12 protein-coding genes are annotated in these 11,513 nt (G+C 42.0%); 10 read left to right on the top strand and 2 right to left on the bottom strand.

The genetic code is table 11. The features are described from left to right. The first annotated feature begins 215 nt into the window (after nucleotides 1-215). From EQY75_RS02410 to EQY75_RS02380, 7 genes are all read left to right on the top strand, one after another. Entirely contained in the window at nucleotides 216-779 is a 564-nt protein-coding gene (locus EQY75_RS02410) for an RNA polymerase sigma factor (protein WP_129602553.1), read from the top strand. After that, nucleotides 779-1,537: an anti-sigma factor gene (locus EQY75_RS02405; RefSeq protein WP_129602551.1), complete on the top strand. Its 759-nt coding sequence runs from the start codon at nucleotides 779-781 to the stop codon at nucleotides 1,535-1,537. Before EQY75_RS02410 ends, EQY75_RS02405 begins: the two co-directional genes overlap by 1 nt. A 74-nt stretch (nucleotides 1,538-1,611) precedes the next feature. Beyond that, nucleotides 1,612-1,818, top strand: coding sequence for a membrane or secreted protein (locus EQY75_RS02400; RefSeq protein WP_129602549.1), 207 nt, complete (start codon nucleotides 1,612-1,614; stop codon nucleotides 1,816-1,818). A gap of 101 nt (nucleotides 1,819-1,919) precedes the next feature. Next, nucleotides 1,920-2,423, top strand: coding sequence for an RNA polymerase sigma factor (locus EQY75_RS02395; RefSeq protein WP_425462155.1), 504 nt, complete (start codon nucleotides 1,920-1,922; stop codon nucleotides 2,421-2,423). Nucleotides 2,424-2,487: 64 nt separating this feature from the next. Further along, nucleotides 2,488-3,363: a lipoyl synthase gene (gene lipA, locus EQY75_RS02390; RefSeq protein ID WP_129602545.1), complete on the top strand. Its 876-nt coding sequence runs from the start codon at nucleotides 2,488-2,490 to the stop codon at nucleotides 3,361-3,363. A gap of 63 nt (nucleotides 3,364-3,426) precedes the next feature. Further along, complete coding sequence (gene gap, locus EQY75_RS02385; protein ID WP_129602543.1) at nucleotides 3,427-4,437, top strand: type I glyceraldehyde-3-phosphate dehydrogenase; 1,011 nt, start codon at nucleotides 3,427-3,429, stop codon at nucleotides 4,435-4,437. Then, nucleotides 4,434-6,659, top strand: a complete 2,226-nt coding sequence (locus EQY75_RS02380; RefSeq protein ID WP_246019960.1) for a tetratricopeptide repeat-containing hybrid sensor histidine kinase/response regulator — start codon at nucleotides 4,434-4,436, stop codon at nucleotides 6,657-6,659. Before gap ends, EQY75_RS02380 begins: the two co-directional genes overlap by 4 nt. Here the strand turns inward: EQY75_RS02380 and lpxK are convergent. After that, nucleotides 6,654-7,646 (bottom strand): tetraacyldisaccharide 4'-kinase, encoded by a 993-nt coding sequence (lpxK, locus tag EQY75_RS02375; RefSeq protein ID WP_129602540.1) that lies wholly within the window; start codon nucleotides 7,644-7,646, stop codon nucleotides 6,654-6,656. The two genes, EQY75_RS02380 and lpxK, sit on opposite strands and share 6 nt — an antisense overlap. Nucleotides 7,647-7,693: 47 nt before the next feature. Between lpxK and EQY75_RS02370 the strand changes: the two genes are divergently transcribed. The 3 genes from EQY75_RS02370 to EQY75_RS02360 are packed head-to-tail and all read left to right on the top strand — an operon-like array spanning nucleotide 7,694 to nucleotide 10,067. After that, nucleotides 7,694-8,788 carry a Nif3-like dinuclear metal center hexameric protein gene (locus tag EQY75_RS02370; RefSeq protein ID WP_129602538.1) on the top strand — a complete coding sequence of 365 codons (1,095 nt, stop codon included), beginning with the start codon at nucleotides 7,694-7,696 and terminating at the stop codon, nucleotides 8,786-8,788. Between the two features lie 3 nt (nucleotides 8,789-8,791). Then, complete coding sequence (locus EQY75_RS02365; RefSeq protein WP_129602536.1) at nucleotides 8,792-9,571, top strand: zinc ribbon domain-containing protein; 780 nt, start codon at nucleotides 8,792-8,794, stop codon at nucleotides 9,569-9,571. 37 nt (nucleotides 9,572-9,608) lie between these two features. After that, nucleotides 9,609-10,067, top strand: coding sequence for a DUF4174 domain-containing protein (locus EQY75_RS02360; RefSeq protein ID WP_129602534.1), 459 nt, complete (start codon nucleotides 9,609-9,611; stop codon nucleotides 10,065-10,067). On the opposite strand, the gene EQY75_RS02355 is transcribed toward EQY75_RS02360, so the two are convergent. Beyond that, on the bottom strand, nucleotides 10,064-11,422 hold the full coding sequence (locus EQY75_RS02355; protein ID WP_129606896.1) for an FAD-dependent oxidoreductase: 1,359 nt from the start codon (nucleotides 11,420-11,422) through the stop codon (nucleotides 10,064-10,066). The genes EQY75_RS02360 and EQY75_RS02355 overlap by 4 nt on opposite strands. Between the last annotated feature and the right edge of the window lie 91 nt (nucleotides 11,423-11,513).

The raw sequence follows: 11,513 nt of genomic DNA, 5'->3' as shown, positions 1-11,513 counted from the left end.
AAAAAAGTAACCCTCAGAATCTTAAATTCCGAAGGTTACTTCAAACCAAACTAACCAAAAACTTTATGAGCAATAATCAGTTGCTCATTTATCTAATTAAATTTAAGATCCCGTTGTTATAAGAATCAATTTTATAAATTAGCGTTTCCACTATATACGCCAAAAGTGATATTTTTGGATGCCCCAGGGGGTATTTTTTAATATCTCATCCACCCATGAGCATACTGCTTGAAAAACATATTGTTGAATTACTACAGGAACGCAATGAAAAGGCTATCTCCCTTTTGTACGACCACTACGGAGATACGCTCTACGGTGTCGCCTTTAAGGTGGTGCGGGACGAAGAACTGGCACAGGACGTAGTGCAGGAGAGCTTTGTAAAAATCTGGAAAAAGTCACATACTTACGATCCGGCCAAGGCAAAATTGTTTACATGGCTTTTCAGAATTATTCGCAATACTGCGATTGACAAACTAAGAAGCGTACAAACAAAATCGGATAAGGAGATCCAATTAGACGTTTCAAACGTATATAAGCTAGGGATTGACGCCATTAAACCGGAGTTTATGGATGTCCGGGAAAATCTCGAAAAGATAGAGCATAAATACCAGGTGGTACTTGACGCACTTTTTTTTCAGGGAATGACCCAGCAGGAAGCCAGCGATGAACTAGACATTCCCCTCGGTACTATTAAATCAAGATTAAAAATAGGCCTGAGAGAATTAGGAAAAATTTACGGTAGTTCACTGCTTGTGCTGATCCTATTAATTCTAAAGTGATGAAAGACAAAATTAAAGACTTTTTGGATTCCGACTTGCTGGAGAAGTACCTTCTCGGAGCAACCAGCCCTGAAGAAACTGCCCGGGCTGAGCGGTATATTGTGATGTATCCGGATGTAAGGATGCAATTTGAAGAGCTACAGGAGAATCTGGAGATATATGCCAAGATGCATGCCATGACGGCACCCGAAGGTCTCAAAGCGAAAATACTTCAAAGGATCAGAACACAGGATGTAGGAAGAAGAAAATTCCGACGATACGCTATAGCTGCCAGTATTGCTGCCTTCCTTTTCGCAGGTTCATCGTATTTCTTTTGGAATCAGAATATGAACCTCAAGGATGAAAATACCATGGTAAACAACCGTATCCAGAACCTGGAAGCGGATATGAAACAACAATTGGAGGATGTACGAAACCAGTTTATTGTCCTGAATAACCCACAGACAAAGAAATATCTGGTCAATGGCAATGAAAAGGCCAGGGAATTGAAAGCCGTGGCTTATGTAAATCCGGTAAAAAAATTGTCCTATATCAATGTTAGAAATTTACCAAACCTCCCTGAAGATCGGGTTTATCAAATGTGGGCTGAGGTCAATGGAGAAATGGTGAATCTGGGAATCATTAAAAGCATTGAAGACAAAGATAAGTTGCTTCCACTACCTTATGGTAAGAATGCCATAAGCTACATTACCATTGAACCCCTGGGAGGTAACCAAAGTCCGACTGTACAGAACATCGTAGCCAATATTTCGTATTAGATTTTTGGTTTTTGATTAAGCACTAAGCCCTCTTTTTGGGGGCTTTTTTTTATATCTTTGTACAAATCAGAACTATGAAGTTAGTTTTATTGACAATTGGTCTGTTAGCACTGGCTTTTGCCGGTATTGCCATAAAGATATGGACACAGAAAGACGGTAAATTTGCCGGTACTTGTGCCAGTCAAAGCCCTTTCCTGAATAAAGGCGGAGAACCCTGTGGGATGTGCGGCAAATTACCTGAAGAGCAAGAATGCAGAAACGAATCCTCCACTTTGCAATAGGCTAAATTATTCGATCATCCTCGCTTCCCTAATCAATAATATTGGATACCTCATCCCATACCCTAAAGGAGAATATTGAGAAAGCCAAGGCCGGTAATCAGATGGCTTTTAGTGCGCTCCTGGACAGATTTTGGAACGAAGTTTACGGCTTTCAGCTGAGTCGGACAAAAAATGAAAATGATGCTGAGGATATCACAATTCAGACGTTTTCGAGGGCATTTGATAAAATTCACAGCTATGATGCTTCTTATGAATTTAAAACCTGGCTATTCACCATCTCCAAGAATATTCATATCGACATGGTCAGGAAACGGAAAAAGAACGTTTGGGAGCAGCATCATACGGGAAATCAGGAAGTCATTAAAAAAGTCCTCGACAACGCCCCTAGTGCTGAAGATCAGTTGATCAAAGAGCAAAACCTGGCCAGCCTGCTCGGGCACATCAGAAACCTGAAACCACATTACCGGGAAGTGATCAACCTGAGGTATTTCCAGGAACTCACTTATGCGGCCATAGCTGAGGAATTGAATGAGCCCATCAACAATGTTAAAGTTAAGTTGCTGAGAGCAAAAAAGCTACTTGCAGAAATGATCAAGGCGAAATAATAATCCCATTCTAAGCCTTAAAATTGCGATAATTTTTGTTCGTATATTTGTAAAAAATTGATCTATGAGCGAAGAAAGTACGGCCACTATGGCCCCACCGAAAGGCAAACCTAAATGGTTGAGGGTAAAACTCCCGACAGGGAAGAAGTATACTCAACTGAGAGCTTTGGTGGACAAGTACGACCTGCATACAATTTGCACTTCGGGAAGCTGTCCCAATATGGGTGAATGCTGGGGAGAAGGTACAGCAACCTTTATGATCCTGGGGAATATTTGTACCCGATCCTGTGGTTTTTGCGGTGTAAAGACTGGACGGCCAGAGCAGGTAGACTGGGAAGAACCTGAAAAAGTAGCCCGATCCATCAAGATCATGGGAATAAAACACGCGGTAGTCACTTCTGTGGATCGTGACGACTTAAAAGATATGGGTTCTATCATCTGGGCAGAGACCGTAAAGGCAATTCGCAGGATGAATCCAGAAACCACTTTAGAGACCCTTATCCCGGATTTTCAGGGAATAGAACGACATCTGGACAGAATCGTTGAGGTAGCACCGGAGGTGGTTTCTCACAATATGGAAACGGTAAAAAGGTTGACCCGTGAAGTAAGGATACAGGCCAAATACGAGCGCAGTCTATCTGTTCTGAGATATTTGAAAGATGCCGGGGTAAACCGAACCAAATCAGGAATTATGCTGGGTCTTGGAGAGTTGGAGGAAGAAGTAATCGAAACCATGGAAGATCTGCGCAATGCAAATGTGGATGTGGTCACTATAGGTCAGTATTTGCAGCCCTCAAAAAAGCACCTCCCGGTAAAAGAATTTATCACACCGGAACAATTTAAGAAATATGAAACTCTGGGCCTTGAAATGGGGTTCAGACATGTGGAAAGTGGGGCGTTGGTTCGCTCTTCATACAAGGCTCATAAACACATCCTCTGAGAAATAGGTCCAAAGCGACTGAACCAGATTGTGTTCCTTCCCGACCTACACATTTGAAACCTAATGAAAATGGTAAATATAGGAATCAATGGTTTTGGTCGTATCGGCCGGACCTTGTTTCGTCTGCTACAGGACCATCCCCATATCAGGGTCAGGGCCATTAATGATCTGGCCGACACAGAAACCCTCGCTCATTTATTAAAATACGACAGTATTCATGGGCCTTTTGGCCAGCAGGTTGAAACTCGGGATCATATTTTATTGGTCAATGGACAGGAAATCCTAATGACCAGTGAAGATCACCCCTCCAAGATAGACTGGACCGCAGCCTCAGTAGACCTGGTAGTTGAAGCAACAGGGAAATACAAATCCAAAGAAATCCTGGAGAAACACCTGATAAATGGCGCCCGAAAGGTAGTCCTGGCTGTTCCACCGGAAAATGAGGATATCAAAATGATCGTATTTGGGGTAAATCATGAGACGCTCACCAAAGATGATCATATTATCTCAAATGCCTCCTGTACCACCAACAATGCTGCACCTATGATCAAGGTCTTAGATGACCACTGGGGAGTGGAACAAGCCTATATCACCACAGTTCATTCATTTACTTCAGATCAAAGCCTTCACGATCGTCCTCATCGTGATCTCAGGAGGGCCAGAGCCGCTGCACAATCTATAATTCCCACAACTACCGGGGCCGCCAAGGCTTTAACCCGTATATTCCCCGATTTGGCTCATGCCATAGGAGGCTGTGGCATCAGAGTACCCGTTCCAAATGGCTCACTTACAGACATTACGCTTAACGTTAAAAAAGATACGACCATTCAGGAAATTAATGATACTTTTGAGAGAGTTGCTGAAAATGAGCTAAAAAACGTACTTTTTTATACGAAAGACCCTATAGTTTCTATTGATATAAACAATAGTTGTTATTCCTGTACGTTTGATTCTATGATGACATCTGTACTCGGTAAGATGGTAAAGGTTATCGGATGGTATGATAATGAAACCGGATACAGCAGCAGGATCATCGATGTGATTCAATATTTAGAGCGTAAAGAATATCTTTGATTGATCTTAGACCATATAAACACCGCTTAGGATTGCTGGTACTCTTTGTACTGGTCACCTCCCTAATGCCCCTTTGGTCGCAGGACAGCGCCAATATTGAAGCCACCCTTTCCGAATACTTTGAGGAATATACCTCGCTTAAAAATCAGGATCAACTAGACAGAGCCTTTGACGTCCTCGATCAGGCGCAGCAATTTGCTGAGGAAAATGAGAACGAAAAGGGAATGATTGGAACTTACAATCGATTTGCCTTGCTGAATCTTTTACGCGGAGACAATCAAAAGGCTGAGTTTTACCTGGACAGGGCGAAACGTATGCTCGAAAGCTATCTTTCTTATCCTTCAGGAGAAGGTTTTGCCAGATACGTGGAAGCTAAAATGCTCTTTAGTTCGGACCTCAATTTTAGGGCCTTGCAAGAGCTGAATGACGCTAAGAAACTCAGTAACGACAGGAATCTTCTAAACAATATGGTCTTGTTGGAGGGTATGATTTACATGAGAATACAGGATTACGAGAAGGCCTCTACGAGTTTTAACGCCTTACTTGTAAATACGGATCCGATTGAAAAGAATTTCCTTACCACCAAAGCCCATCTGGGCCTGGCAGAAATGTATCTGCAAACTGAGGACTATAAAGAAAGCATTAAAAACAGTCTGAGTGCCCTGAAACTGACGGAGGAAAATAATTTCAAGACTGAATTTCTGGAGGCTAATGAATATCTGGCCCTGGCCTACGAGAAAGATGCTCAATACAAACTTGCCCTTGAATACAAAGAAAATATTGTTGAGATCAAGGATTCCATATTTACCCTCGATAAATTAAAGGCAGAGACCAACAAAGCAGATAAGCTGGCAATGGAAGATGCCCAGGCAGAAATTTCACGACAAGACGAGCGTATAGCAGAACTCAGTGAATCTGCCAACCGATCTGAAATCACTGCCATTCTAACCTCAGCATTCTTAACCATTATTTCACTGCTGGCCGTTTCCCTGTATCGCAACAACCAGATCAAACTAAAGACAAACGATCTTTTACAGACCAAGAACAGAGAATTACAAGCAGCTCGTGATGCTGCGGTTCAGGCTATGGAGGCCAAAACAAATTTTCTGTCAACAGTTAGTCACGAATTGCGAACACCACTTTATGCGGTAACCGGATTAACGCATTTACTCCTAGAGGAAAATCCGCCGGAACATCAGAAAGAACATTTGAAATCCCTCAAATTTTCCGGAGATTATCTCCTGAACTTTATCAATGATATTCTTCAGATCAATAAAATTGATGCGGATAAACTGGAACCTGCAAGTATAGAATTTTATCTGAAAAAGATCATCAGTGAGGTGATCGATTCGCTACAGCAAAGCGCCAAGGAGAAAAATACCAAGATCATTCTCCAATACGATGATAACATTCCCCAACATCTGATGAGTGATCCATTAAAACTCTCTCAGATCCTGATCAATCTAATAGGAAATTCTATCAAGTTTACTAAAAATGGAGAAGTTAGGGTAATTGCCAAACTCCTTAAAAAAGAAGAAGAAAATGTCACCGTATATTTTGAAGTCAGAGATAACGGCATTGGCATAAGCAAGGAACAGCAACAGAGTATTTTTGACAGTTTTGAACAGGGATCTATCCAAATCAACAGAGAATACGGAGGAACCGGCCTTGGTCTTACCATCGTAAAAAGTCTACTTGGATTGTTTGACAGTCAGATCCACCTGAAAAGTGATATCGGGAAAGGAAGTTCATTTTACTTTGAGATCGAGCTAAAGGCAAAAGACAGTTTGGTGGATGATGTTCCTTTTGAAATTGAACAGAAAGAGTACGATCTGAATGGCCTTCACGTCCTTGTCGTTGAAGACAACAAGATCAACCAGGTAATTACGAAGAAGATGCTGGCTAAACGCGGAATTACTTGTGACATTGCTGAAAACGGGATGGAGGCCATCGACAAGGCGAATAAGAACCAATATGACGGTATTTTAATGGACATTCATATGCCGGGAATCAGCGGTGTTGAAGCCACTATAGAAATCAGAAAATTCGATCGCCAGACCTCTATAATTGCCTTAACCGCTATTTCTCTTGACGACAGCCTGGAGTCTTTTTATGCGGCCGGGTGTAACGATGTGGTGACAAAGCCTTTCAAGCCTGAAGTGTTTTATCAAAAAATCGGCGAAAACTTCGTGGAACCCAAGCAGAAAAAATCAGCCTCATAGGCTATTGAGCTGCCCGATAAATTTTTCCTTTCCATCATTTAGAAATCTGTGCTCCACTCCTAAATAATAGGCATTGTCTACCTTACCCCCCATCCTGGTAAAATCTTTTTCTGTGGTCAGGATCACGGGTGCTTTGTTGAACTCACTTTTCTCCTTTTCCGTGAAGTAATGATGATCGGGGAATTTTCGGTGATCATACCGGATTCCTTTGGACCGGAGATACTGAAGTAATGGCTCGGGATTGGCAATAGCTGTAACCAAGATTACTTCTCTTGTTTTCAAACTTTCCAGACTTAGCGTTTCATTGACTCCGATCACCTTTTCCTTGTAAGCCAAAGTGCAAAATAAAACCTGCTGCTCAGGTTGGGGAGCCAGACTGCGTATGACCTCATTCTGTTCTTCCTCAGACAATTGAGCAGGACATTTGGTGACAATGATCACATTTGCCCTTTTAGCCTGGTTTTTATGATCCCTGAGGTTTCCGGTAGGGAGATACCAGTCGCGAGTATACAACTGAGAATACGCTGTAAGCAGCACATAAAAAGTCGCTTTTACTTTTCGGTGTTGATAAGCATCGTCGAGCAGGATCAGATCAGGAATCACCTGTTCTTCCAATATTTTAATACCACTTTGTCTGTTTGGATCGACGGCTACAACGGTATTTGGAAACTTGGTTGCGATCTGCAAGGGCTCATCCCCGGCGGCTTCCGGACTCATATCAGGATTTACAAATAAAAACCCTTGTGATTGCCTTTTGTATCCCCGACTCAGAACAGCGATTGACTTGTTTTGATTTAAATGTTTCAGAACCCATTCTATCATCGGTGTTTTTCCACTTCCGCCGGTACTGAGGTTACCGATGCAGACGGTTGGAGTATCGAAGGTTTTTGAATTGAAAAGGCCTGTATCATAGCAGAGATTACGAAGGTAGACCACTATCGCATAAAGCAGCGAAAAGGGAAAGGCTATTTTTCTCAGGAGTTGCATCGGAACGAAAATATAATATTTTATCTTTGAAGCTCGGTTAAATAAACATGATTGTAAAAGAAGTTGCGGATATTCTGGAAGAGTTGGCTCCGTTGAGCCTTGCAGAGGAATATGACAATGTAGGCCTTCTCCTCGGGGATCCACAAAGCGAGGTAAGTGGTATTCTGGTTACCCTCGACGCCCTGGAAAACGTAGTTGATGAAGCCATATCCAGGAAGTTTAACCTCATCGTAACTTTCCATCCTATCATTTTCTCCGGGCTGAAGAAAATTACCGGCAGAACTTATGTAGAAAGGGTCGTTCAGAAGGCGCTTAAACACAATATCAATATTTACAGCATGCATACTGCCCTGGACAATGTGTCCCAGGGTGTCAATGGTAAACTATGCGAAGTACTGGGCATTGAGAATCCACAAATCCTGATCCAGAAAACGAATACAATAAAAAAACTGACCACCTACATTCCGGTGAATGCTGTGGAAAAGGTGAAGGATGCCTTGTTCACTGCAGGCGGAGGTGCTATAGGCAACTACAGTCATTGCAGCTTTACTTTAGAAGGGAAAGGGAGTTTTATGCCTGAAAAAGGCTCAGCACCTACCCTGGGTAAAAAGGGCGAAATTGAAATCACTGATGAACTTCAGCTCCATATGACCTTCCCGGAGCGACTGGAGAAAAAAATAGTTCGGGCGCTTTTTGATAGTCACCCATATGAAGAAGTAGCCTACGAAGTAATTACGCTAGACAATACAAATCCTTCGGAAGGAATGGGTATGATCGGCATGCTTCCAGAACCGATGAAGGAAGCTGATTTTCTCGCCATGGTGAAGGACAAAATGAAGGTGGGATGTATACGGCATTCGGCGTTTCGGAATAAAAAGATACAAAGAGTAGCTGTTTTAGGGGGAAGCGGAGCTTTTGCCATTTCTGCTGCCCGGGCAGAAGGAGCGGATGCTTTTGTTACTTCAGACCTGAAATACCATCAATTTTTCGAAGCTGAAGAAAGTATCCTCCTGGCTGATATAGGACACTACGAATCAGAACAATACACAAAAAATCTATTGGTAGATTATCTTACAAAAAAAATCCCTAATTTTGCAGTCGCTTTATCGGAAAGCAAAACCAATCCTATTAAGTATTATTAATATATGGCAGCAAAGAAAGAAGCTACAGTAGAGGATAAATTAAGAGCCCTATACGATCTGCAATTGATCGATTCACGGGTAGATGAAATCCGCAATGTAAGGGGAGAATTACCCCTTGAAGTGGAAGACCTGGAAGATGAAGTACTGGGACTTAAGACCAGGATGGACAAGCTTAAGACAGATCTTGAGACTATAAATTACGAGATCACAGCTAAGAAGAATCTTATTGACGAGTCAAAAGTTCTCATTAAGAAGTATGCCGAGCAACAGAAAAACGTAAGAAACAGTCGTGAGTTCAATTCCCTGGCCAAAGAAGTGGAGTTTCAGGAATTGGAGATCCAATTGGCGGAAAAGAATATCAAAGAATTTAAGGCTCAGATAGAGCAGAAAAAGGAAGTGATCGCTGAAACTAAAGAGAAGTTGTCTGAACGCGAGGCACATCTTAAACACAAGAAAAATGAACTAGACGCTATTCTCGCCGAAACAGAGAAAGAGGAAAAGGCTCTTCTAGAACAATCGGGCAAATACGAGAAGCAGATTGAAGAGCGACTAGTGAAGGCCTACAAACGAATCCGCACTAATGTTAAGAATGGTCTTGCCGTTGTTCCAATTGAAAGAGGGGCTTCAGGTGGATCTTTCTTTACAATTCCACCTCAGGTACAGGTAGAGATTGCATCGAGAAAAAAAATTATCACTGACGAACACAGTGGACGAATTTTAGTTGATCCTGTCCTGGCAGAAGAGGAGCAGGAAAAAATGCATAAGATGTTTGACAAGATATAATTAATCTCACCTGTTAAATCTAAAGCCATCTTTTCGGATGGCTTTTTTTATACTTTTATTCCAGGAAGTATTTGTTATGCGGTATTTCAAACTATTTTTAGGTCTTATTTTCTTTATAAGTATAAGCATGTATTCTCAGGATCTTAGTGATTATCGTTGGAAAAATCGCATTCTTTTTCTTTTCGACCCCGGAGAAATGTTGGAAAAAAGCACAGAACAAATCAAACTGTTTAAGGCGTATCAAAAGGAGATGGAAGAACGAAACTTGATTTTCCTGATTTTTGACGGAAAAGTCACCAGGGACGGAGACTTCAAAATTATTTCTCAAGTTTTGCCACCTGACAAAATTTCCCGATCTGAAGGAGTATTTCTAATTGGAAAAGACGGAGGAGTAAAATGGGAATCGGAATACTTTGCTGAGCCCTCCGTTGTCTTTGAAATTATAGATAGTATGCCCATGAGGCGCTCCGAAATGAGAAGGAAGAATAAGCCTTAGAATTGCTGTTTTTGCTCGAGGAGTTGTAATATGCGATCCTCCACCTTTTTATTTCGCCAGTCTTCTTCTATCCCCGGCATTTTCATGACTTCCTGCATTATCTCCTCCTGAATATCCCCTATAGCCAAAGCTTCTGCATAGGCCCTGTCAGAAAAGGTCACCCTTGAATAGGTGGGCTCCCATAGTTTGGGGTGCTTCTCTGCAAACCATTTCTCTATCTTTTTCTGAAGTAAAAAAGAAGGATCAGCGGTCTTACTACTCATCTCAATAAAATTCCTATAACTCAACTCCGCGATAGCATCTGCATTGGGCTTTCGTTGTTTTTGAAAGGTCTGAAATATATTTTCCCAGTCGTCTCCCAATTCTTTCATAATCTTGTTAAGGGTGTAAATATCCTCAAAACCTGCATTCATTCCCTGCCCGTAAAAAGGCACCACGGCATGGGCAGAATCCCCAACAAGGGCCACCTTATCCCAATAGGTCCATGGATAGCACTTCATGGTTACCATGGCACTTGTGGGATTATTAAAAAAGTCCTTTGTCAGATTCTCTATATCCTGCATCACATTCGGAAAATACGTGGTGAAGAATGCTTTTGCTTCTTTCTTTGTCGTTATTTTCTCAAAGGATACTTCCCCCTCAAAAGGTAAAAAGAGGGTGCAGGTAAAGCTTCCGTCCAGATTGGGCATGGCAATAAACATGAATTTTCCCCTGGGCCAAATGTGAAAAGAATGTTTGTCGAGTTTGTGTGATCCATCCTTATTGGGTGGAATAGTAAGCTCTTTATACCCAACATCCAGAAAATGCTGAGAGTAGTTGTAACGGCTTCTTCTCTGCATTTTGTGTCGAATCCTCGAAAATGCACCATCACAGCCAAAGACGATGTCAAATTTGTATTCTTTCCACTCACTTTTTTCAGATTCTCCTGTATAGAGTGTTGCCGTAGGCAAATCTACATCCCAGACCTTCTCATTGAATTTGAATTCGGCGCCGGCCTCTTCCGCCAGGTCAATCATCCTGCGGTTGAGGACACCCCTGGAAATAGACCAGATCGCTTCCCCTTCTTTTCCGTATTTCTGAAAATATTGAGGTTTTCCAAGAACGTGCATGGCCCTTTTATTAAGGGGTATTGCAATTTCCTTGATCTGCTTTTCGAGCGAAACTTCCCTCAAGGCTTTCCAGCCTCTGTCACTCATGGCCAGGTTGATAGACCGACCTGAAAATTCGACGGTGCGTATGTCCGGTCTTCTGTCAAATACTGTTACCCGATGCCCATAGGGTCGCAGGTAAATCGCTAAGAGTGAACCTACAAGTCCAGATCCTACAATAGCAATGTTTTTGGGGGTTTGAGACATATGTTTCCCTCTGGATGAGTTTAAGATCATAAAAGTAAGAAATTATCAGCAGAGCGCTTCTTGCGATTTTATTATACCCTTAACGCTATTT

This window comes from Muriicola soli, from assembly GCF_004139715.1.
Taxonomy (GTDB): domain Bacteria; phylum Bacteroidota; class Bacteroidia; order Flavobacteriales; family Flavobacteriaceae; genus Muriicola; species Muriicola soli.
The sequence above is the reverse complement of the archived record's forward strand: the minus strand, read 5'-3'. Positions and strand labels throughout refer to the sequence as shown.